This is a genomic window from Pseudomonas farsensis, assembly GCF_014268805.2.
In the GTDB taxonomy this organism is placed as follows: Bacteria; Pseudomonadota; Gammaproteobacteria; order Pseudomonadales; family Pseudomonadaceae; genus Aquipseudomonas; species Aquipseudomonas farsensis.
This window is the reverse complement of sequence record NZ_JABWRF020000001.1, coordinates 1-20,628: the sequence shown is the minus strand read 5'-3', so window position 1 is coordinate 20,628 and position 20,628 is coordinate 1. Positions and strand designations below refer to the sequence as shown.

Genomic DNA, 20,628 nt, shown 5'->3' with positions numbered 1-20,628 from the left:
CGGCCTTGTGCCGCGAAAGGGGCGCACAGCGCCCCCCATCCCATATTCTCTAGGAGCGCTTACATGGCTGTTGGTCTTGGTCCCCTGCCCACTCTGCACCCGGTTCCCGGCTTTGAACTCGGCATCGCCTCGGCCGGCATCAAGCGCCCTGGGCGCAAGGACGTGGTTGTCATGCGCTGCGCCGAAGGCTCAAGCGTGGCAGGTGTGTTCACCCTCAACGCCTTCTGCGCCGCCCCGGTGATCCTCAGCAAGCAGCGTGTTCAGGGCACCGTGCGCTACCTGCTGACCAACACCGGCAACGCCAATGCCGGGACCGGCGCTCCGGGCCTGGCCGCCGCCGAGCGCACCTGCGCCAAGCTCGCCGAGCTTGCCGATGTGCCTGCCGAATCGGTATTGCCGTTCTCCACCGGGGTAATCGGTGAGCCGCTGCCGGTCGAAAAAATCGAAGGCGCGCTGCAGGCCGCTCTGGACAACCTGTCCGAGAACCACTGGGCAGAAGCCGCCACCGGCATCATGACCACTGACACGCTGCCCAAGGGCGCCAGCCGTCAGTTCCAGTTCGATGGCAAGACCATCACCGTCACCGGTATCAGCAAAGGCGCGGGCATGATCCGCCCGAACATGGCCACCATGCTCGGCTACATCGCAACCGACGCCAAGGTTGCCCCGGCAGTGCTCAAGGACCTGATGCTCGACGGCGCCAACAAGTCGTTCAACCGCATCACCATCGATGGCGACACCTCGACCAACGACTGCTGCATGCTGATCGCCACCGGCAAGGCCGATGTGCCTGAAGTGACCGAAGCGCGCGGCGAGCTGTTCGATGCGCTGAAAAAAGCAGTGTTTGAAGTGTGCATGGACGTGGCCCAGGCCATCGTCCGTGACGGCGAAGGTGCTACCAAGTTCGTCACCGTGCAGGTCAACGGTGGTGGCAACCACCAGGAATGCCTGGACGTCGGCTACGCCGTGGCCCACTCGCCGCTGATCAAGACCGCACTGTTCGCCTCCGACCCCAACTGGGGCCGTATCCTCGCAGCCGTTGGCCGCGCCGGTGTGCCGCAACTGGATGTCAGCCTGATCGACGTGTTCTTGGGTGATGTCTGCATCGCCAGCAAAGGCGGCCGCAGCCCGAGCTACACCGAAGAGCAAGGCTCCGCGGTCATGGCCCAGGAAGAAATCACCATTCGGATCGAGCTTGGCCGTGGCCAGTGCAGCGAAACCATCTGGACCACCGACCTGTCCCACGAGTACGTGAAGATCAACGCCGAATACCGGACCTGATCTTGCGGCCCGTGCGTGGGCCTGTATCGAAACCATCTACCAGCCGCAGGCCGCAAGGTCCGCGGCTGGGCTTTTTTGGAGTGTAAAGGGTGAAGCGGATTCATGTGGTAGCAGCAGTCATCCGTGGCACCGATGGGCGCATCCTCATTGCCCGTCGCGCCGATACCCAGCATCAGGGCGGGCTGTGGGAGTTTCCCGGTGGCAAGGTCGAGCAGGGCGAGAGCCCTGAGGCGGCCCTGGCCCGTGAGCTGCGCGAAGAACTGGGTATCGAGGTCAGCCATTCGCGGCCGTTGATCAAGGTCAGCCATGACTACCCCGACAAGCAAGTGTTGCTGGACGTGCGCGAGGTCTCAGCCTTCAGCGGCGAGCCCCGCGGCGTCGAGGGCCAGCCGTTGGCCTGGGTGGCGCCGCGTGAGCTGGGCCAGTACGAATTTCCTGAGGCCAACAAGCCGATCGTTGCCGCCGCGCGCTTGCCGGACCAGTACCTGATTACCCCCGATGGCCTCGAAGTGCCGCAGATGCTCAAGGGCATCCAGAAGGCGGTGGCCAGCGGCATCAAGCTGGTGCAACTGCGCGCCCCGGACATGTATGACCCCAAGTACCGCGATGTGGCGGTGGATGCGGTCGGCCTGTGCGCAGGCAAGGCGCAATTGATGCTCAAAGGCCCGCTGGAGTGGTTGGGCGACTTCCCGGCAGCAGGTTGGCACCTCACGGCAGCCCAGTTGCGCAAGTACGCCGCCAAAGGCCGGCCATTCCCACAGGATCGCTGGCTGGCCGCGTCCTGCCATAACGCCGAAGAGCTTGCCCTGGCCGAGCAGATGGGGGTCGATTTCGTCACGCTGTCGCCGGTGCAGGCGACCCAGACTCACCCCGACGCCGCGCCGCTGGGCTGGGATGAGGCGCAGCGCCTGGTCAGTGGCTTCAGCCGCCCGGTGTACCTGCTAGGTGGGGTAGGGCCGGCTGAGCGCGAGCAGGCCTGGGCGGTTGGCGGCCAGGGTGTGGCGGGTATTCGTGCGTTCTGGCCCCAGGCCTGAGTTTCAGGCTTCGGGCTTTGGCGCCGCCTGCCACAGCACTTCAGCCACACCTTGGCGGCGGCCGATGATGCGTGCGGCCACAAACAGCAGGTCGGACAAGCGGTTGATGTAGGCGAGCCCGACCCCTGCCAGTGGCTCCAGCGCATTGAGCTGCTGGCAGCGGCGCTCCGCTGCCCGTGCCACACTGCGGCACACATGGGCCTGGGCAACCAGCGTCGAACCACCGGGCAGAATGAAATTCTTCAGCGGCCCCAGCTCTTCGTTCCAGGTGTCGATCACCTGCTCCAGGCGCTCCACCTCGTGGGCATTCAGCGCTTGATAGCTGGGCATCGCCAGCTCCCCGCCCAGGTCGAACAGCCGGTTCTGGCACGGCGCCAAAACGTTACTCACTTCAGTGATTCCAGCCTCGGCAAGGCCCGCCAGCAGCACGCCGAGCTGGCTGTTGAGCGTGTCCACCTCGCCAATTGCCTCGATGCGCGGGTGGTCCTTGGCCACCCGGCGGCCATCGCCAAGGCCGGTTTCGCCACGGTCACCGGTGCGGGTGTAGATCTTGCTCAGGCGGTTGCCCATGTCATGTCTCCGTACTGGCCGGCGTTGCCGGGCTCAAGGGCAGGCGCAGGGTGAAACAGGTGCCCTGGCCGGGGGTGGAATGCACCTCCATCTGCCCTTTGTGGTTGTTGGTGATGATGAAATACGAAACCGACAGCCCAAGGCCTGTGCCCTGGCCGATTTCCTTGGTGGTAAAGAATGGCTCGAAGGTGCGTTTGCGCACCGCCTCCGGCATGCCCACGCCGTTGTCCTCGACCTGGATTTCCGCCCATGGCGGGTTCAGCCGCGTGCGCAAGGTGATGCGCCCTGGCTCGCACGGCTGCGGGCGTTGGTGGATGGCCTGGGCTGCGTTTTTCAGCAGGTTCAGCAGCACCTGTTCCAGCTCGTTGGCGGTGCACGGCACGGGCCCCAGTTGCGGGTCGAACTGGCGCACGATGGCCTGGCCTTTGAAGTCGAAACCGATGGTCAGGTCGAAGTCGTTGCCGGCAATGTCCACGGCCTGGTCGATCAGCGCCGGCAGGTCGCAGGGCGCCAGTTGGCGGTTGCTGCGCCGGCTGAAACTGAGCATGTGGGTAACGATTTTTGCCGCCCGCGCCCCGGCCTGCTGAATACCATCGAGCAGTTGCGGCACTTCGCGGCTAGTCAGGTACTGGTTGACGCTTTGCAGGTCGATGCCCAGCTCGTCGGCCTGCTCCTGATTGCGCGCAAGCTCCGGTGACAGGCGCCTGCGGATGTTTTGCACGTTGTGCAGAATCGCCCCCAACGGGTTGTTGATCTCATGGGCCATGCCGGCCGCAAGGCCACCCACCGAGAGCATTTTTTCCGACTGCACCATCATTTCTTCCAGTGACAGGCGCTGGGTGATGTCGTCGATGCGGATAACCACACCACGCCCGCCGCCGCCGGTCAGGGGGTAGAAGGTCAGGGCATAATGGCGCAGCTCGTCGCCGCTGGGCCAGGTCACCCGCTCGATCTTGGCCACCCGGTGTTTCTCGACGCTCTCCTTGAGCTGCGGCAAAAATGGCTTGAGTGGCTCGAAGGCGAGGAAGATCGGCTGGTTCAACGCCTCGTCCAGGGGCGTGCCGGAAAGCGCCGTGGCTTCCTGGTTCCACTGGGTGACATACAGTTGCTCGTCGAGGGCAATCAGCGCCGAGGGCATCGAGTCGATGATGCTGTTGAGGTAGTTCTGAAAGCCGGTGAGCTTTTTTTCGATCTTGCTGCGCACCTGGACTTCCAGCTCCAGCTTGCGGTTGGTATGCCGGGTTTCCTCGGCCAGGCCCTGGGCTTGATCGTAGGCGCTCTGGAACTCGTCGCGGGTGCGCTTGAGCTGTTGCTCGCGGGCCTCGATGCGCGAGAGCATGGTGTTGAACGCCTCGGCCAGGCTGCCCAGCTCGTCATCGTTGCCGGGCATGGCACGTAGCGCGTAGCTCTCTTCGCGGGTGACCTGGCGGGTGAGCTCTTCGAGGCGGTTGATCGGCAGGGTGATGAGGCGTTTGATCTGCCGTGCGATGAGCGTCCACAACACCACGCTGAACACCAGGATTGCCAGGCTTGCGGTCAGGGTGCCGGTGTAAAACGCCATCGGCAGCTCACTGCTGGCTACCAGTAGCAGGTGCGCGGGCGGGGCGCCGGCCCGGGGCAGGCGAATCACCTGGGTGCTGCGGAACTCGGTGAGCCGCCATTTATCAATGTTGCGAAAACGCGCCGGCAGGGTTAGCCGCTCCCCGTGCTGCAGTTGCGCCAGCATGCGCCCGTCACCGCCGTAGATGGCCGCTGCGCGTAGCGGCGAATAACTGTCGAGCTCCTCCAGCAGGGCATTGGCCGACGCTGGCGACTCACCTGCGCGGGCTGACAGTTGCGGGTTGGACACCAGCTTGCCGATGGTCTGCAAGGCCTGCGGCGCCATGCTCTCCTGGGTGATCCAGTAGGCTGCGCTGATGAACGCAAGGTTGGCCACCAGCAAAATGGTCACCAGCAGCACCAGCAGGGCGGCCAGCAGTTTTTGCCCGACCGGGAGGTTTTCCAGGCGTTGGCGCAGGGTCATGGGCTGGGCAGCTTCCGTATCGGTTGAATGGGGGCCTCAGGTGCCTGGCAGGCCACGGGCGGTCAGGTTATCGACCAGGCGCTGGTGCAGGTGTTCCAGTTGCGGCAGTACCAGGCCGTGGCGGGCGGCTGTGCGCAGGGCGTGGCCGAGCAGGTAGTGGATTTCAGTGCGCCGGCCTTGGCGCACATCCTGATACATCGAAGAATAGTTGGCGGCGGTGGCAAGGATCACCCGTTGGACATCTTCTTGCAGGTTTTCGGCAGCACCCGGCTGGCCGCAGCGCTGCAGCAGCACCGCTAGCTCGGCGCACAACGCATCCACTTCGGGCAGATGGCCGAGCAGCCCGCCGTTCTGGCAGTCGTGCAGCACCGTCAGCGGGTTGATCGCGCAGTTCAGGGCAAGCTTGCGCCACAGCCTTGAGAGGATATCCAGGCGCCACTCGGCGGGGATGCCGGCCTCTTGCAGGTCGTCGAACCAGGGCGGCGGTGCCGGGTTGGCCGGGTCTCCCAGCCAATTGAAACCTTGGCCGGCAAAGCGCACCTGCCAGTCGCTCTCGCGGAACGCGCCTTCGGTGCTGGAGGCGAAGATGCAGCGCGCATGGGGCGCCTGTTCCGCGACCTCATCCTGGCTGCCCAGGCCGTTTTGCAGCAGCACCAACTCGGCGCCGGCGCTCAGCCTTGGGGCCAGGCGCGCCACCGCTGGGGCTGCGTCGTAGGCCTTGCAGGCCACCAGCAGGCGATGAATGGGGCCGGCGCCGCGGGCGGTTTCGGCCGGGATTGCGTAGTGGCTGCGCTGTTCGCCCTCGATCAAGGTCAGGGTGCCGGTGGCCTGATAGTCGGCCAGGCGCTGTTCGTCACGCAGGATCAGGCGGACCGCCTTGCCCGCGCGGGCCAGGCGGCAGGCCCAAAGGCTGCCCAGGCTACCGGCGCCGAGAATATGCCAGGTGCTGCTCATCTGCGTTTCGCAACCCGTTATAATGTGCGCGCATTTTAACCTTCAACGCTGACGCGCTCCATCTTCAAGCAGAGCGCGCATTATTTTATGGAGAAACCCATGCCTTCGTTCGACGTGGTATCGGAACTGGACAAGCACGAAGTGCAGAACGCGGTGGACAACGCCGTCAAAGAGCTCGACCGCCGTTATGACCTCAAGGGCAAGGGCACCTTCGATTTCAAGGACAAAGAGCAGACCATCCTGCTGACCGCCGAGGCCGAGTTCCAGCTCGAATCCATGATCGAGATCCTGCGCGGTGCGCTGGTCAAGCGCAAGATCGACGTCAAGTGCCTGGAAACCAAGGACCCCTACGCCTCGGGCAAGGAAATGAAGCAAGAGGCCAAGTTCCGCGAAGGCATCGACAAGGAGCTGGCGAAGAAGATCGTCGCCCACATCAAGGATGCCAAGCTCAAGGTCCAGGCCTCCATCCAGGGTGAGCAAGTGCGCGTCACCGGCAAGAAGCGTGACGACCTGCAAGAAGCCATTGCCGCCCTGCGCGCCAAGGAATTCGACATGCCGCTGCAGTTCAACAACTTCCGCGACTGACCTGCCTGCGGCCTTGAACCCATGGGGCGCAGTGCGGTCCATCAGGGTTCGGGGCCGCTGGGTTGCAAGCGGCCCGGCATCTGGAGATGACTATGGATTTGAACGCAGAGGTTGACCAGCTGGTACGCCAGTCGCAAGCCTGGATTCCGATGATCATGGAGTACGGCAGCCGGGTGCTGCTGGCGCTGCTGACCCTGGCCATCGGCTGGTGGGTGATCAACAAGCTCAGTGCGCGCCTTGGCAAGCTGGTCGGGCTGCGCAACGCCGACCTGGCGCTGCAAGGTTTCATCAGCACCCTGGCCAACATCATCCTGAAGATCCTGCTGTTCGTCAGCGTGGCTTCGATGATTGGCGTCGAGACCACCTCGTTCGTCGCGGCCATCGGTGCCGCCGGCCTGGCCATCGGCCTGGCCTTGCAGGGCAGCCTTGCCAATTTTGCCGGGGGGGTACTGATCCTGATGTTCCGCCCGTTCCGCATCGGTGACTGGATCGAAGCGCAAGGGGTCAGTGGCACCGTGGACAGCATCCAGATCTTCCATACCGTGTTGCGTACTGGCGACAACAAGACAGTGATCATGCCTAACGGCAGCCTGTCCAACGGCATCATCACCAACACCAACCGCCAGCCAACGCGCAAGGTGGTGTTCGATGTGGGCGTGGACTACGAGGCTGACCTGCAGAAAGCGCGTAACGTGCTGCTGGAACTGGCGCAGGACCCGCGGGTACTGGCAGACCCAGCCCCGCAGGCCGTTGTAGCCACCTTGGGCGACAGCTCGATCACCGTGTCGCTGCGCCTGTGGACGAAAACCAGCGACTACTGGGACGTGATCTTCATGCTCAACGAGCATGCCCGCGACCGGCTCAAGGCCGAGGGCATTGATATTCCGTTTCCGCAGCGTGTGATCCGCGTGGTGCAGGAGACGGCTACGCCGTAACTCGCCGCAGCACTGAACGCGGGGCAACCCCGTTCCTTACACATCGTAGGGGCGGGCTTGCCCCGCGCTGTTTTTAGGCGCTTACATTTGCTCACAGCAAAACACTGCCATTTCTGGCATATAGCCTACCAGCCCATCTGCCTGTACCCGATGCCACCATGAAACCACTTCTGTACATAACGCCGCTGCGCGCCTTGTTGTTCGGCCTGACCCTGGCCCTGTTCGAGCTGCTCACCTACCTTGCCAGCGATGCGGTCATGCCGGCGATGCCGGTGGTGGTCGGCGACCTCAATGCCAGCCCTGAATTCATCCCCCATGCCTTGAACCTGTACTTGCTGGGCGGGGTGGTGCTGCAGTGGCTGATCGGGCCGCTGGCCGACCGCTATGGCCGACGCCCGTTGCTGCTGACCGGCTGTGTGGTGTTCGGTGTGGCATGCCTGGCCACCTTCTGGGTGCATGACATCGGGCTGTTCAACCTGCTGCGCCTGGTACAGGGCATCGGCCTTGGCTTTGTGGTGACCGTCAGCTACCCGGCGCTCAACGAGGCGTATACCGAGGCCGATGCGGTGCGCATGATGGCGCTGTTGGCCAATATCGCGCTGCTGTCGCCGCTGCTCGGCCCGCTGGTGGGCACCTTGATGCTGCAATGGCTCGACTGGCGCTGGCTGTTCGTTGCCTTCGCGGTGGGCGCGGTGGTGTGCTGGGGGCTGCTGTACCGCTTGATGCCCGAAACCTTGGGTGTGGAGCGCCGCGACGGCACGCGCCTGGCGTTCACCCCGATCCACTTGCTGCCGTTGTTGGCCGGCTACGGCCAGTTACTGGCCAACCGGCGCTTTGTGGCCGGCAGTGCGGCGCTGGGCCTGGTGGGGCTGCCGCTGATTGGCTGGATTGGCCTGTCGCCGGTGTTGCTGATCCATGACGAGGGCTTGAGCACGATGGAATATGCCCTGTGGCAGTTGCCGGTATTTGCCGGGCTGATCATGGGCAACCTGATCATCAACCGGATTGCCGACCGTTATCCGCTGCCCGCACTTGTACGGGGCGCTTTGTGGCCCTACTTGGCCGGGTTGGGGCTGTTGGTGTTGGCTACCTGGTGCTGGCCGACGGTGACCAGCGTGGTGGCCGGCATGTCGCTGTATGCCATGGGCCTTGGGGTGGCTAACGCGGTGTTGTACCGCATGACGCTGTTCGCCAGCGAGCAGAGCAAGGGGTTGGTGTCGGCAATGCTTGGCATGATCACCATCGCCCTGCTGGGGCTGGGCGGGGTAGTGCTGGCAATGCTCGGGGCTGGCGCCAGCTTGTTGCACTTTGCCGTAGGCGCCGGTGTGGCGGGTGCGCTGGCGCTGTGGCCGCTGTGGTTCGTGGTGGGCGGCAGGGCTGCCAAACGCGTAGTGGTGCAGTGAGGCCACCGCTAGTCACGAACTGGGCAAGCCTGGCCCAGGAGGCGATTACATAGTTTTGTACAACCCTTTGCGGGCCTCATCGCAGGCTGTCGCCAGCTCCTGCAGGAACCGGGCAAGGCCTCAATTTTGCGGCTGTGCGCGGTCTCTGTGGGAGCTGGCGACAGCCTGCGATGAGGCCGGCAGGCCAAGCTGAGTTGCCTGATCTGATGCTATCGCGGTAGATCTACCCATCAAGCCTCGGAAGGCTGCTTGTCAACCGGTGCATCAGGCTTGCCCCGGCCCGCTTCCTGGCGCCAGTGCAGGGCTATCAGGATCAGCGTCGGCACCCCGAGCATGGCGGTGATCAGGAAGAAGTTGTGGTAGCCGAACTTCTCCACCATCACCCCGGAATACCCGCCAATCAATCGCGGCAACAGCAGCATGATCGAGCTGAGCAACGCATACTGCGTGGCCGAGAACTTGAGGTTGGTCAGGCTCGACAGGTAGGCCACGAAGGCCGAGGTGGCCAACCCTGAACTGAGGTTGTCCAGCGAGATGGTGACCACCAGCATTTCGATGTTCGGGCCCATGTCAGCCAGCATCACGAACAGAATATTGGTAGCCGCCGATGCCGCCCCGCCGATGAACAGAATCGGCAAAATACCGAAGCGCACGATCAGCAAACCGCCAACCCCCGCACCGAGCAGGGTCATGATCAAGCCAAAGATCTTGCTGACGCTGGCGATCTGGTCCTTGGTAAAGCCCATGTCGATGTAGAACACGTTGGCCATCACGCCCATCACCGTGTCCGACATCCGATAGGTGGCGATCAGCCCGAGCAGCAGCAGCGCCTGCCAGCGGTAGCGCACGATGAAATCGTTGATCGGTGTGAGCACCGGCGCCAGCCCGCGACGGCCCATGGACGACAGGCACGCCCAGGTCAGCAAGGCGTAGAGAATCAGCCGCATGAAGGCGCGGTCGTCGAGCAGCAGGTCAAGCAGGGTGGCATCACCGAATGCGACGCTGCCCCAGTCTGTGTTGAACATCTGAGTAAAGCTTGCCGGCACCGATACCAGCAGGATGATCAGCACGAACACCGACACCAACTGATGCATCAGCCCGTAGCGCGCCGCCGACAGCTGCGTACGCAGCGGCACCGGTGGCTCGCGCATGATCAGCGTGGTGAACAGCGCTGGCAGCATCAAGATGCCGAACAGCACGTAGGTGCCGGTCCAGGCCTTGTGCAGGTAGCTGAAGCCGGTCGAACCGAACCATTCGGCGAAGAACAGCGCGCCTGCGGTGGCCAACAGGGCAGCAACCCGGTAGCCGGCCATGTAGCTGGCCGCCAGCGCGGCCTGGCGCTGGTCGTCGGCGATTTCCAGGCGGTAGGCGTCGACGGCGATGTCCTGGGTTGCCGAGGCAAAGGCCACCAGCACCGCCAGCGCGATCAGCCACGACAGATGCTGCTGCGGGTCGCAAAAGCCCATGCCGACCAGGCCTACCACCACCAGCACCTGCGACAGCAGCAGCCAGGAGCGGCGCCGGCCCATGCCGCCCAGCAGCGGCAGGCGCCATTGGTCGAGCAATGGCGACCACACCCACTTGAAGGCGTAGGCAAGGCCTATCAGGCTTGCGTAACCAATGGTTTCACGGGCCACGCCAGCTTCGCGCAGCCATACCGAAAGGGTGGAGAACACCAGCATGTAAGGCATGCCGGCGGCGAAACCGAGCAGCAGGAGTACCAGGGTTGACGGGCTGGCATAGGCAGCGAGCGCAGCGCGCCAGGTTTTACGGGGCATGGGCCAACATCTGCCTCAGGTTAGCGAAAACAAAGCGCGCACTCTAACCGCTGTGCTCCATCGGACGCCAGCCATGGCGTGCCATATCCACACGATTATTGGCTACATTCACGCCTTCTGCGCGCAGCCGCGCCCGCTGTTCGTCGCCAGACGGCGTGCCCAGCGCCAGGCTCAGCCGGCCTCCCGCGCCGAGCACGCGGTGCCAGGGCAGGCGGGTGTCGCCCGGCAACTGCCCCAGGGTGCGCCCAACCCAGCGTGCGGCGCGGCCAAGGCCGGCCAGTTCAGCCAATTGGCCATAGCTGACCACCTTGCCTGAAGGCACTTGGCCCAGCACCGAATACAGCGCCATCCGTCGGGCTTGGGCGTCTTCCGGCGGCGGTGGATAAAGCTCGGACATCAACGAATCCCTGGCCTGCGGATAAAACCAGACAGGCGGTTGCGGTAAATGAGAGCGGAACTCATCGCCCTGAGCTGGGTCTGTCCTTGCTCAGGGCCTGGCAGGCGAATAATGCCCGGCTTTATTCCCCGAATCGAATCCGTACTCTGCTTATGCCCTCAAGAACCCTGCTGTGCCTGATTGCTGCGACACTTTGCGCCCCTGCGCTCGCCGACACCGTCTGGATGAAGAACGGTGACAAGCTGAGCGGCAAGATCAAGGTTTTCGACGGCGGCAAGCTGCTGCTCGAAACGCCCTACGGTGGCGCCATTGCGCTGGACTGGAAACAGGTCCAGACCCTGGAGAGCGACCAGGAGCTGCTGGTCAAGCAGGATGCCTACAGCGGCGAGAAAGCCAAGTCGCTCAAGGCGGCGGAGCCCGGCAAGGTCACGCTGGCCAATGGTGAAGCGCCCAAGACCGTGGAGCTCGCAAGCATCGAGCAGATCATGAAGCCGCGCCCGCTGGTCGAGGACTTCATGTGGAAAGGCAACGTCGATGTGGCGCTGGATTACAAGCGTGCCGAAAACGACACCGACGACTACGACGTCGGCTTCAAGACCAAGGCCCGTCATGGCCGCTGGCGGCACAACGCCGAAGCCGAATACAACCGCGAGACCAAGGACGACATCACCACCACCAATAACTGGGCGGCGGAGTACGCGCTGGACCGCTTCCTGACAGAGAAGTGGTTCTGGCAGGGCAGGCTGGAATACAAGCGTGACCAGATCGAAGATCTGGCTCGTCAGCGCACCGTGGGTACCGGCCCTGGTTACCAGTTCTGGGATGACGAACTGGGCGCGTTCTCGTTGAGTTCGCTGATCAACCGCAGCGACTACGAGTACCGTGACGGCGGCAAGGACAACTTCTATGCCGCGTCCTTGAAATGGGACTACAACCGCTACCTGATCGGCAAGAAGGTCGAGTTCTTCACCAACGGCGAAGTGGGCCGACCGTTCGGTGGCGTTGCCGATTACACCCTCGATGCCGAGTTGGGCTTGCGGTACAAGGTGACCGACTGGGCGTCGCTGAACCTCAAGGCCGAGAAAAACCTGATTGAGGGCACCAGCGACAGCGACCTGTCCAAAACCCGCTATACCGCAGGTTTCGGCGTCGCCTGGTAGGGCGGGTTGCGGGGCAAAACCTCAGTCTTGGGACTGTGCGCGGTTTTTTAGGCAAATCGCTTTTGATTGTGTAGGAGCGGCCTTGTGTCGCGAAAGGGCTGCGCAGCGGCCCCAGAATCTTGGCCTCACGCGCAATCGCCGGGGCTGCTGCGCAGCCCTTTCGCGAAACAAGGCCGCTCCTACTCAGACTGCGCACCGCCCCATCTGGATAGATAGCCCCCGCTGACGATCCTGTTTATCTTGTCAGCCATCGTGCCATTGCCAGGAACCTAGCCCCCATGAGTACCAAAGCCCTTCGCCCCGCCCGGGAACTGCTGCTCAAGGAATACCGCGGGGTGTTGTCCACCCATTCCAAGTCGATGCCCGGCTACCCGTTTGGCTCGGTGGTGCCGTACTGCCTCGACGCCGACGGCCACCCGGTGCTGCTCATCAGCCGCATCGCCCAGCACACCCACAACCTGCTCAAAGACCCGAAGTGCTCGCTACTGGTGGGTGAACGCGACGCCGACGACGTGCAAGCTGTCGGGCGCCTGACGTTGATGGCCCAAGCGCACAAGCTCGCCGAACCTGAGGCAATAGACGCTGCTGCTGCACGCTACTACCGCTTTTTCCCGGAGTCCGCCAACTACCACAAGGCCCACGATTTCGATTTCTGGGTATTGCAGCCTGTGCGCCACCGCTATATTGGCGGCTTCGGCGCCATCCACTGGCTCGATCAGGTGACCCTGGCCAACCCGTTCGCCGGGGCGTCCGAAGCCAGCATGATCGAGCACATGAACAGCGATCACGCCAACGCTATCGCCCACTACGTCGAGCTTGCCGGGCTGCCGCGCAGCGCCCCCGCACAGCTGGTGGGTATCGACAGCGAGGGCATGCACCTGCGTATCGGCCAAGGTATTCACTGGCTAGCCTTCCCCGAACCCTGCAATACGCCGACACAAGTGCGCGAAGCCCTTGTGCTGCTTGCCCGCGCGCAGCAGTGGCCGGCCGCTCAGGTGGGTGAGGGTTGAAAAAGCGCGAACACGCATCCATGTGATGGTCTTACAGGAAGGTTATCTTCCGTCGAGGAACCCTTGATGCGTGCTTTTCTACTGCTGTTACTGATTTTTCCAGTGCTTGAGCTGTTCGTCTTTGTGCGGGTCAGCTCGGCCATCGGCTTCTTCCCGGCGCTGCTGTTGATCATCGCCGGCTCCGCACTTGGCGTGCTGGTCATGCGCGTGGCCGGGTTTGCCACGGCCCTGCGTGCCCGCGAGAGCCTGCAGCGCGGCGAGTTGCCTGCCGAAGAAATGTTCCAGGGCCTGATGCTGGCGGTCGGTGGCGGCCTGCTGCTTATACCCGGCTTCATCAGCGACGTGCTGGGCCTGCTGTGCCTGCTGCCGTTCACCCGCAAACTGGTTGCCAACCGGCTGCGCCGCCGCGCCGAAGAACAGGCCATGCGCCAGCGTGCGTTCCAGGACGACCCGTTCCAGGCCCAGCCGCGTGACTCGGGTCAGCGCCCCAATGTGATCGAAGGCGAGTACGAGCGCCGCGACAAGTAAACGCTGCGCGCCGTTCTGTGTGCTAAAAAAATTTTCTGTAGCAAACCTTGTAATCGGAAGCGGCGGCCTCATGTATGTGGTCACCGCAAGGTTTCTGGTGTTTTCACCAGTCATTACACAGGTGGTTCGCCGCAAGCGGGCCACCCCGGCAACGCCGGACTGCATTAACCCGCCGGTGTCGACACCGGCCGATGAAAACCACTATTTGGGAGAGATCGACAATGAAGCTTCGTCCTCTGCATGACCGCGTCGTTATCCGTCGCAGCGAAGAAGAATCGAAAACCGCTGGCGGTATCGTTCTGCCAGGTTCGGCCGCTGAAAAGCCAAACCGCGGTGAAGTCGTCGCCGTCGGCACCGGTCGCATCCTGGACAACGGCGAAGTCCGTGCGCTGGCCGTTAAAGTCGGTGACAAAGTGGTCTTTGGCCCTTACTCGGGCAGCAACACCGTGAAAGTCGATGGCGAAGACCTGCTGGTCATGGCCGAAAACGAAATCCTCGCCGTTGTTGAAGGCTGATTTCCCCGACTTCCCGTTACTCCAAAGAATTCCAAGGATTAAACGATCATGGCTGCTAAAGACGTAAAATTCGGCGACTCCGCTCGCAAGAAAATGCTGGTTGGTGTGAACGTACTGGCTGACGCCGTTAAAGCGACCCTCGGCCCGAAAGGCCGTAACGTGGTCCTGGCCAAGAGCTTCGGCGCCCCGACCATCACCAAGGACGGCGTTTCCGTCGCCAAGGAAATCGAACTCAAAGACGCCTTCGAGAACATGGGCGCCCAGCTGGTCAAGGAAGTTGCTTCCAAGGCCAACGACGCTGCCGGTGACGGCACCACCACCGCCACTGTTCTGGCTCAGTCCATCGTCAACGAAGGCCTGAAAGCCGTCGCTGCCGGCATGAACCCGATGGACCTCAAGCGCGGTATCGACAAAGCCACCGCTGCTGTGGTTGCCGAGCTGAAGAACCTCGCCAAGCCATGCACCGACTCCAAGGCCATCGCCCAGGTCGGTACCATCTCTGCCAACTCCGACAGCTCCATCGGTGAAATCATCGCCGAAGCCATGGAAAAAGTGGGCAAAGAAGGCGTCATCACCGTTGAAGAAGGCTCGGGCCTGGAAAACGAACTGTCCGTCGTAGAAGGCATGCAGTTCGACCGTGGCTACCTGTCGCCGTACTTCGTCAACAAGCCAGACACCATGGTTGCCGAGCTCGAAAGCCCGCTGCTGCTGCTGGTCGACAAGAAAATCTCCAACATCCGTGAGCTGCTGCCTGTTCTGGAAGCCGTTGCCAAGGCCGGCCGTCCTCTGCTGATCGTTGCCGAAGACGTCGAAGGCGAAGCGCTGGCTACCCTGGTAGTCAACAACATGCGCGGTATCGTCAAGGTTGCAGCGGTCAAGGCACCAGGCTTCGGCGACCGTCGCAAGGCCATGCTGCAGGACATCGCTGTCCTGACCGGCGGCCAGGTCATCTCCGAAGAAATCGGCCTGTCCCTGGAAACCGCTACCCTGGAGCACCTGGGCAACGCCAAGCGCGTCACCCTGTCCAAGGAAAACACCATCATCATCGACGGTGCTGGCAGCGAAGACGACATCCAGGGTCGCGTCAAGCAGATCCGTGCACAGATCGAAGAGACCTCTTCGGACTACGACCGTGAGAAGCTGCAAGAGCGTCTGGCCAAGCTGGCTGGCGGTGTTGCCGTGATCAAGGTCGGTGCTGGCACCGAAGTTGAAATGAAAGAGAAGAAAGCCCGCGTTGAAGACGCCCTGCACGCTACCCGTGCAGCCGTCGAAGAAGGCGTGGTACCTGGCGGTGGTGTTGCCCTGGTGCGCGCCCTGTCGGCCATCGTTGACCTCAAAGGTGACAACGAAGACCAGAACGTCGGTATCGCCCTGCTGCGTCGCGCTGTCGAATCGCCGCTGCGCCAGATCACTGCCAACGCCGGCGACGAGCCAAGCGTTGTCGCTGACAAGGTCAAGCAAGGTTCGGGCAACTACGGCTACAACGCCGCTACCGGCGAATACGGCGACATGATCGAGATGGGCATCCTGGACCCAGCCAAAGTCACCCGTTCGGCTCTGCAAGCTGCAGCTTCGATTGGTGGCCTGATGATCACCACCGAAGCCATGGTTGCCGACCTGCCGGAAGACAAGGCAGCTGGCGGCATGCCAGACATGGGCGGCATGGGTGGCATGGGCGGCATGATGTAAGCCAGCCTTACCCCCAGCTGTAACAAAGAGCCCCGCCTAGTGCGGGGCTTTTTTTATTGGTCTTTGTTCAGCGGCTTTGGGCAAGGCCGGCGCCTGTTCTGCCGGGGGCGTGCGCCATGGCCGGGCGATACAGCACCAGGTAATAGCAGCTCAGTGCGATCGTCCAGCAGAACACGGCTGTCCAGATGTTGTGCGACAGAAAATGCGCCCCTTGCATCATGCGCCCCAGCGACAGCAGCGAGCCTGCGGCGAACGCCAGCACCAGTGCCGCACGGGCAGCGCGGGGCTTGCGATCACGCAGCACGAAGAACAGCGCGAACAGGCAGAAACCGGTTGCAGCATGCCCGCCGGGCCAGCACAGGCCAGGTTTGTCGGTAGCCGGGCGCACGTCGAGCAGCTTGCTGTAGGTTTCCTTGCCGCCAAATTCGGTCAGGCTCCACGGGCACTGTACTTGGGTCAGTTGCTTGAGGGGGGTGACGAACGCGGTGGACAGGCCCAGTGCCAACACCAGGTAGCCCAGCTCCCGACGCCAGCCATACAGGCCTTTGAACACGAAGCTTGCGGCAAACCCGACGATCGACAGCAGGCCGAACAGGATCACGCCCTGTTTGACCCGATCATGCAGAATGTTCTCCAGCACATAGCTGTGCCGGCCAATGAACTGGCCGGCGCTCTGGTCGAAGAACAAGTCGGCCACATTCATGTCCAGCGAGGTCATCTCAAGCAGCAACAACGCCACCACAGTGGCCAGAGGGATGCCCAGATACAGCCACAGGTTCAGTGGGCGAGGGCGGAGGGTTTGCGCCATGGCGGCTCCAGAAAGCATAAAAAAGGGCGTGCATTGTCAGCCGGCCGCTATTCTGTGTGCGTGAAGGATCAGTGAAAAATCCGTCAACTTCGCAGATATCCATCCAGGGCTGGCACAGCCCCGGCATTGGCCTTAAGCTGCGCCTGCCGCGCCCTGCGAAGTGCCGCACAGGAGACCCCGATGCGCATTCTTTTGGTTGAAGACAACCGCGATATTCTCGCCAACCTTGCCGACTACCTCGGCATGAAAGGCTACACCGTTGATTGCGCCCAGGATGGCCTGTCGGGCTTGCACCTGGCCGCCACCGAACACTACGACCTGATCGTGCTCGACATCATGCTGCCCGGAATCGACGGCTATACGCTGTGCAAACGCCTGCGTGAAGACGCCCGCCGCGACACCCCGGTGATCATGCTCACCGCCCGCGACCAGTTGGACGACCGCTTGCAGGGCTTCCGTTCCGGCGCTGACGATTACCTGCTCAAACCCTTTGCGCTGTCCGAACTTGCCGCGCGCATCGAAGCAGTATTGCGCCGTGCCCAGGGCGGCGGGCGGCGTACGCTGCAGGTTGCCGACCTTGACTACGACCTCGACACCCTCGAAGTGACCCGCCAGGGCAAGCTGCTCAAGCTCAACCCGGTCGGCCTCAAGCTGCTCGCCGTATTGATGCAGAAAAGCCCCCACGTGCTGCGCCGCGAGGTGCTCGAAGAGGCGTTGTGGGGTGATGACTGCCCTGACAGCGACAGCCTGCGCAGCCATGTGCACCAGTTGCGCCAAGTGATCGACAAACCGTTCGAAAAGCCCCTGCTGCATACCGTCCATGGCGTCGGCTATCGCCTCGCCGAGGGCCGCGATGGAGTTTAAGCAGAGCCTTGCCCAGCGCATCATCATCGCCTTTGCGTTGATGAGCGCGCTGGTGGCCGGGGCCTTCGCCTTTGGCATTGTCGCAACCGTACACCTTGTCGAAGAGCGTCTTATCTCGTCGGTGCTGGGCGGCGACCTGCAGCGCCTGCTGCGCATGGACAGCGTCAGCGACTGGAGCCACCGCCCGCGCCCGGACCAACTGTTCTACTTCAGCGGCGGGCGTGACGAGTTCGAGCTGCCCAAGGACCTGCGCCACCTCGACGCAGGCTTCCATGAAGTATTCCGCGACCAGCTCTCGTACCACGCCATGGTCGAGGTGGTCGACGGGCGTCGCTACGTGCTGCTGCAAGACCAGAGCGACTTCGAGGAGCGCGAACGGCTGCTGTTTGCAGTGGTGGTGGTGGGCTTCGTCCTCAGCCTGGCCCTGGCGACCTTGCTCGGTTGGTTGTTGGCGCGGCGGGTGATGGCACCGGTGATTCGCCTGGCGCGCCAAGTGCGCCATCGCGACCAGTTGCTTGGCCTGGCGCCGCCGTTGGCGCCCGACTACGCAGCCGACGAAGTGGGCCAGCTGGCGGTTGCCTTCGACGACACCCTCGGCCGCCTGCGTGATGCCCTGAACCGTGAGCGGCTGTTTACCAGCGACGTCAGCCACGAGCTGCGCACGCCACTGATGGTGCTGGCCACCTCGTGCGAGTTGCTGATCGAGAACCCCACCCTCGACACCCGTTCACGCAACCAGGTGGAGCGCATCGCGCGTGCTACCGAAGAAATGCGCGAGCTGGTCAAGACCTTCCTGATGCTTGCCCGCGCCCAGCGCGACCAGGGGGCGGTGGCTTCGCAGGCGACGCTGCGCGAAGTGGCTGACGACCTGATCGGCGTATGGCGCGACACCATCGAGCAGAAGGGCCTGGCGCTGCATTACGACGGGCGCGTCAGTGCCAGTTCGGTGTTGTACAACGCCACGTTCTTGCAGTCGGTGATGGGCAACTTGCTGCGCAATGCCGCGCATTACACCGACAGCGGCTATATCCGCCTGAGCCTGCAAAGCAATGGCTTCAGCGTCGAGGACAGTGGCGTGGGCATCCCCGAGGAGCAGCGCGAGGCGATGTTCCGGCCGTTCGTGCGCGGTGACGAGCGCCGTGGCGAGGGCCTGGGGCTTGGGCTGTCGCTGGTGCAGCGCATCTGTGATGACCAGGGCTGGCGAGTGACCCTGACCACCACCTTGCCCCATGGCTGCCGGTTCCAGGTCGACCTTAGCCAAGGCAGCCTGGTGCTCGACGACAGCGATGATCGTGAGCTCCAGTAAGCCTGGGGCTGCACAGCAGCCCCAGGCTTCAACCATTCATCTGAATGGCTGACGGATTTTTCACATCGGCATGACCAGTTTCCAACGCTTGGGTGCTTAAGGTTGGCGCATTGGATTCAGGAGATGCCCATGCGTAGCCCCATCAAACTCGCGTTTTCGGAAAAGTACGACCAGGCCCACGCCCGCGACTATTTCATCAAACACCAGGATGGCCTGGCCCGCCGCCTGTCCCACCAACGCGACTTGCAACTGGCCCGGCGCGCCCTGGCCCTGGCCGGCGAGCCAGGTCTGGTGCTGGACCTGCCGTCCGGCGCCGGGCGTTTCTGGCCCATGCTGGCCGAGAAGCCCAACCGTGTGATTATTGGCGCCGACAACTCGGCCGCGATGATCGAGACAGCCTGTGCGGCACAACCGCCAGAGGTGGTCGCACGGGTACGCCCCTTGCAAACATCTGCCTTCGCCATCGACCTGCCCGACAATGCCGTGGACAGCATTTTCTGCATGCGCTTGTTCCACCATATTGGCGACGCTGCGCATCGCATGAAGATTCTCTCGGAGTTTCAGCGTGTTAGCCGTGATAGCGTGATCGTTTCGCTGTGGGTCGATGGTAATTTCAAGGCGTGGCGCCGGCGCAAGCTGGAGGCCCGGCGCAGCACCAAACAAGAGCCAGGCAGTTACCAGAACCGTTTCGTGTTACCCGCCGACACAGTAGAGCAAGAATTTGTGTCAGCCGGTTTCAGAATTCAGGAACGCCTGGACTTCCTGCCGTTCTATGCCATGTGGCGAGTCTATGTATTACGCAAGGGGTAGAAACCGATGGCCGCGGCCCAGAGTCGATCAAAGCAGTTCGAGTATTACTGGCAACAGCAGGGTGAATGGGTAGAAGAACCCAACCAGCGCCGTGGTGGCGAAAGCGGTGTGCAGCGCCTGTGCGACGTCACGGGCCAGGTGCTGTATGCCAAGCGCCAGGTCGGGCATATCTACCGCAGCTTTTTGCACCCCTTTGGCCGCCCCACTGTGCTGCGTGAACTGGATGCCCTGCAAAGCTTCGAGCAGCTCGGCGTGCGGGTGCCGCGTATCGTTTTTGCGGGCGCCGAGCGCGACGATGCCGACCACCAGTGGTATGCCTTGCTGGTCAGTGAGGCGCTCGACGGCTTTGTCGACCTTGACACCTGGTTTGCCGAAGGCGCGCGCGAACGCTACCCGCAGCTCGTGCATGAGCGCATGCTCAAGGACCTGGCCGAGAACCTTGCGCGCATGCACCTGGGCCACTGGCAGCATGGCTGCCTGTATGGCAAGCATGTGTTCGTCAAGGTGATCGGCGAAGGTGAGCAGGCTCAGGTCGAAGTGGCGTTGTTGGACCTTGAGAAGTGCCGTCGGCGCATCAGTTGCCAGCGGGCGGCCTATAACGACTTGCGCCAATTGCGCCGCCATTCGTCGTTCGACGACGCGCAGTGGCAGACCTTGCTCTACTTTTACCAGATGGCGTTTGGCAGCGCGGTCAAAGGGTTAGAGCAATGAAACTAGAAATCGCTCGAGGTTTGTTTCTGGTCGGGGCGCTGGCCGTCACGACGGTAGCCTTTGCTGCCTGGGAACAGCCTGGGCTTACGGTGTTCAGCAAGGCCGACATCACCGGTGAATGCGCGATGCCCCGGTTGGCCAAGGTCGAGCAGGTCCGGTCCGAACCTGACCACGACCTGCTGTTGTTCCTCTTCGGCATGCGGCAAGGCCTGCGGCCGTTCGGTTGACCCGAGGGCCTCATCGCAGGCTGGCGCCAGCCACGCAGGC

21 protein-coding genes are annotated in these 20,628 nt (G+C 62.9%); 15 read left to right on the top strand and 6 right to left on the bottom strand.

Annotation, left to right across the window (positions count from 1 at the left end; genetic code table 11):
* Window positions 1-63: 63 nt before the first annotated feature.
* Complete coding sequence (argJ, locus tag HU719_RS00105) at window positions 64-1,281, top strand: bifunctional glutamate N-acetyltransferase/amino-acid acetyltransferase ArgJ (protein ID WP_186518709.1); 1,218 nt, start codon at window positions 64-66, stop codon at window positions 1,279-1,281.
* Window positions 1,282-1,370: 89 nt separating this feature from the next.
* Window positions 1,371-2,315 (top strand): Nudix family hydrolase, encoded by a 945-nt coding sequence (locus tag HU719_RS00100; protein WP_186535830.1) that lies wholly within the window; start codon window positions 1,371-1,373, stop codon window positions 2,313-2,315.
* Between the two features lie 3 nt (window positions 2,316-2,318).
* On the opposite strand, the gene HU719_RS00095 is transcribed toward HU719_RS00100, so the two are convergent.
* The 3 genes from HU719_RS00095 to HU719_RS00085 are packed head-to-tail and all read right to left on the bottom strand — an operon-like array spanning window position 2,319 to window position 5,862.
* Window positions 2,319-2,885 (bottom strand): cob(I)yrinic acid a,c-diamide adenosyltransferase, encoded by a 567-nt coding sequence (locus HU719_RS00095; protein WP_186535831.1) that lies wholly within the window; start codon window positions 2,883-2,885, stop codon window positions 2,319-2,321.
* A 1-nt stretch (window position 2,886) separates the two neighbouring features.
* Window positions 2,887-4,908 (bottom strand): sensor histidine kinase, encoded by a 2,022-nt coding sequence (locus HU719_RS00090; protein WP_186535832.1) that lies wholly within the window; start codon window positions 4,906-4,908, stop codon window positions 2,887-2,889.
* Window positions 4,909-4,944: 36 nt separating this feature from the next.
* Window positions 4,945-5,862, bottom strand: a complete 918-nt coding sequence (locus tag HU719_RS00085; protein WP_186535834.1) for a putative 2-dehydropantoate 2-reductase — start codon at window positions 5,860-5,862, stop codon at window positions 4,945-4,947.
* 99 nt (window positions 5,863-5,961) lie between these two features.
* Between HU719_RS00085 and HU719_RS00080 the strand changes: the two genes are divergently transcribed.
* The 3 genes from HU719_RS00080 to HU719_RS00070 all read left to right on the top strand — a co-directional run bounded on the left by HU719_RS00080 (window position 5,962) and on the right by HU719_RS00070 (window position 8,785).
* The gene (locus HU719_RS00080; RefSeq protein WP_186518699.1) at window positions 5,962-6,447 is read left to right on the top strand and encodes a YajQ family cyclic di-GMP-binding protein; all 486 of its coding nucleotides are present in this window, start codon (window positions 5,962-5,964) and stop codon (window positions 6,445-6,447) included.
* A gap of 92 nt (window positions 6,448-6,539) precedes the next feature.
* Window positions 6,540-7,382 carry a mechanosensitive ion channel family protein gene (locus HU719_RS00075; RefSeq protein ID WP_186518697.1) on the top strand — a complete coding sequence of 281 codons (843 nt, stop codon included), beginning with the start codon at window positions 6,540-6,542 and terminating at the stop codon, window positions 7,380-7,382.
* A 158-nt stretch (window positions 7,383-7,540) separates the two neighbouring features.
* The gene (locus tag HU719_RS00070) at window positions 7,541-8,785 is read left to right on the top strand and encodes an MFS transporter (protein WP_186535836.1); all 1,245 of its coding nucleotides are present in this window, start codon (window positions 7,541-7,543) and stop codon (window positions 8,783-8,785) included.
* 230 nt (window positions 8,786-9,015) lie between these two features.
* Here the strand turns inward: HU719_RS00070 and HU719_RS00065 are convergent, their stop codons facing one another.
* Entirely contained in the window at window positions 9,016-10,563 is a 1,548-nt protein-coding gene (locus tag HU719_RS00065) for an AmpG family muropeptide MFS transporter (protein ID WP_186535838.1), read from the bottom strand.
* 43 nt (window positions 10,564-10,606) lie between these two features.
* On the bottom strand, window positions 10,607-10,960 hold the full coding sequence (locus HU719_RS00060) for an MGMT family protein (RefSeq protein WP_186535840.1): 354 nt from the start codon (window positions 10,958-10,960) through the stop codon (window positions 10,607-10,609).
* 152 nt (window positions 10,961-11,112) lie between these two features.
* Here HU719_RS00060 and HU719_RS00055 point away from each other — a divergent pair, with 152 nt between their 5' ends.
* The 5 genes from HU719_RS00055 (at window position 11,113) to groL (ending at window position 15,862) form a co-directional block, all read left to right on the top strand.
* Window positions 11,113-12,120: a DUF481 domain-containing protein gene (locus HU719_RS00055; protein ID WP_186519962.1), complete on the top strand. Its 1,008-nt coding sequence runs from the start codon at window positions 11,113-11,115 to the stop codon at window positions 12,118-12,120.
* Window positions 12,121-12,398: 278 nt separating this feature from the next.
* Window positions 12,399-13,130, top strand: a complete 732-nt coding sequence (locus HU719_RS00050) for a HugZ family pyridoxamine 5'-phosphate oxidase (RefSeq protein ID WP_186535841.1) — start codon at window positions 12,399-12,401, stop codon at window positions 13,128-13,130.
* Window positions 13,131-13,196: 66 nt separating this feature from the next.
* Window positions 13,197-13,658 carry an FxsA family protein gene (locus tag HU719_RS00045; RefSeq protein ID WP_186519964.1) on the top strand — a complete coding sequence of 154 codons (462 nt, stop codon included), beginning with the start codon at window positions 13,197-13,199 and terminating at the stop codon, window positions 13,656-13,658.
* A 221-nt stretch (window positions 13,659-13,879) separates the two neighbouring features.
* Window positions 13,880-14,173 (top strand): co-chaperone GroES, encoded by a 294-nt coding sequence (locus HU719_RS00040; protein ID WP_016488938.1) that lies wholly within the window; start codon window positions 13,880-13,882, stop codon window positions 14,171-14,173.
* A gap of 48 nt (window positions 14,174-14,221) precedes the next feature.
* Entirely contained in the window at window positions 14,222-15,862 is a 1,641-nt protein-coding gene (gene groL / locus HU719_RS00035) for a chaperonin GroEL (protein ID WP_186519966.1), read from the top strand.
* 67 nt (window positions 15,863-15,929) lie between these two features.
* On the opposite strand, the gene HU719_RS00030 is transcribed toward groL, so the two are convergent.
* Window positions 15,930-16,670, bottom strand: coding sequence for a phosphatase PAP2 family protein (locus tag HU719_RS00030; protein WP_186519967.1), 741 nt, complete (start codon window positions 16,668-16,670; stop codon window positions 15,930-15,932).
* Between the two features lie 180 nt (window positions 16,671-16,850).
* Between HU719_RS00030 and colR the strand changes: the two genes are divergently transcribed.
* From colR to HU719_RS00005, 5 genes are all read left to right on the top strand, one after another.
* The gene (colR, locus tag HU719_RS00025; RefSeq protein WP_186519968.1) at window positions 16,851-17,534 is read left to right on the top strand and encodes a two-component system response regulator ColR; all 684 of its coding nucleotides are present in this window, start codon (window positions 16,851-16,853) and stop codon (window positions 17,532-17,534) included.
* Window positions 17,524-18,840 carry a sensor histidine kinase gene (locus tag HU719_RS00020; RefSeq protein WP_186519969.1) on the top strand — a complete coding sequence of 439 codons (1,317 nt, stop codon included), beginning with the start codon at window positions 17,524-17,526 and terminating at the stop codon, window positions 18,838-18,840. The genes colR and HU719_RS00020 overlap by 11 nt, the downstream gene beginning before the upstream one ends.
* 129 nt (window positions 18,841-18,969) lie before the next feature.
* On the top strand, window positions 18,970-19,650 hold the full coding sequence (locus tag HU719_RS00015) for a class I SAM-dependent methyltransferase (protein ID WP_186519970.1): 681 nt from the start codon (window positions 18,970-18,972) through the stop codon (window positions 19,648-19,650).
* Between the two features lie 6 nt (window positions 19,651-19,656).
* Window positions 19,657-20,361, top strand: coding sequence for a lipopolysaccharide kinase InaA family protein (locus HU719_RS00010; RefSeq protein ID WP_186519971.1), 705 nt, complete (start codon window positions 19,657-19,659; stop codon window positions 20,359-20,361).
* Window positions 20,358-20,588 carry a hypothetical protein gene (locus tag HU719_RS00005; RefSeq protein ID WP_186519972.1) on the top strand — a complete coding sequence of 77 codons (231 nt, stop codon included), beginning with the start codon at window positions 20,358-20,360 and terminating at the stop codon, window positions 20,586-20,588. Before HU719_RS00010 ends, HU719_RS00005 begins: the two co-directional genes overlap by 4 nt.
* Window positions 20,589-20,628 lie beyond the last annotated feature (40 nt).

Bases quoted from the DNA above. Each gene is read 5' to 3' on its own strand.
- colR (WP_186519968.1), top strand. From the start codon at position 16,851: ATGCGCATTCTTTTGGTTGAAGACAACCGCGATATTCTCGCCAACCTT.
- HU719_RS00040 (WP_016488938.1), top strand. From the start codon at position 13,880: ATGAAGCTTCGTCCTCTGCATGACCGCGTCGTTATCCGTCGCAGCGAA.
- HU719_RS00010 (WP_186519971.1), top strand. From the start codon at position 19,657: ATGGCCGCGGCCCAGAGTCGATCAAAGCAGTTCGAGTATTACTGGCAA.
- HU719_RS00045 (WP_186519964.1), top strand. From the start codon at position 13,197: ATGCGTGCTTTTCTACTGCTGTTACTGATTTTTCCAGTGCTTGAGCTG.
- argJ (WP_186518709.1), top strand. From the start codon at position 64: ATGGCTGTTGGTCTTGGTCCCCTGCCCACTCTGCACCCGGTTCCCGGC.
- HU719_RS00070 (WP_186535836.1), top strand. From the start codon at position 7,541: ATGAAACCACTTCTGTACATAACGCCGCTGCGCGCCTTGTTGTTCGGC.
- HU719_RS00060 (WP_186535840.1), bottom strand. From the start codon at position 10,960: ATGTCCGAGCTTTATCCACCGCCGCCGGAAGACGCCCAAGCCCGACGG.
- HU719_RS00020 (WP_186519969.1), top strand. From the start codon at position 17,524: ATGGAGTTTAAGCAGAGCCTTGCCCAGCGCATCATCATCGCCTTTGCG.
- HU719_RS00090 (WP_186535832.1), bottom strand. From the start codon at position 4,908: ATGACCCTGCGCCAACGCCTGGAAAACCTCCCGGTCGGGCAAAAACTG.
- HU719_RS00005 (WP_186519972.1), top strand. From the start codon at position 20,358: ATGAAACTAGAAATCGCTCGAGGTTTGTTTCTGGTCGGGGCGCTGGCC.
- HU719_RS00015 (WP_186519970.1), top strand. From the start codon at position 18,970: ATGCGTAGCCCCATCAAACTCGCGTTTTCGGAAAAGTACGACCAGGCC.
- HU719_RS00095 (WP_186535831.1), bottom strand. From the start codon at position 2,885: ATGGGCAACCGCCTGAGCAAGATCTACACCCGCACCGGTGACCGTGGC.
- HU719_RS00050 (WP_186535841.1), top strand. From the start codon at position 12,399: ATGAGTACCAAAGCCCTTCGCCCCGCCCGGGAACTGCTGCTCAAGGAA.
- groL (WP_186519966.1), top strand. From the start codon at position 14,222: ATGGCTGCTAAAGACGTAAAATTCGGCGACTCCGCTCGCAAGAAAATG.
- HU719_RS00055 (WP_186519962.1), top strand. From the start codon at position 11,113: ATGCCCTCAAGAACCCTGCTGTGCCTGATTGCTGCGACACTTTGCGCC.
- HU719_RS00075 (WP_186518697.1), top strand. From the start codon at position 6,540: ATGGATTTGAACGCAGAGGTTGACCAGCTGGTACGCCAGTCGCAAGCC.
- HU719_RS00085 (WP_186535834.1), bottom strand. From the start codon at position 5,862: ATGAGCAGCACCTGGCATATTCTCGGCGCCGGTAGCCTGGGCAGCCTT.
- HU719_RS00080 (WP_186518699.1), top strand. From the start codon at position 5,962: ATGCCTTCGTTCGACGTGGTATCGGAACTGGACAAGCACGAAGTGCAG.
- HU719_RS00065 (WP_186535838.1), bottom strand. From the start codon at position 10,563: ATGCCCCGTAAAACCTGGCGCGCTGCGCTCGCTGCCTATGCCAGCCCG.
- HU719_RS00030 (WP_186519967.1), bottom strand. From the start codon at position 16,670: ATGGCGCAAACCCTCCGCCCTCGCCCACTGAACCTGTGGCTGTATCTG.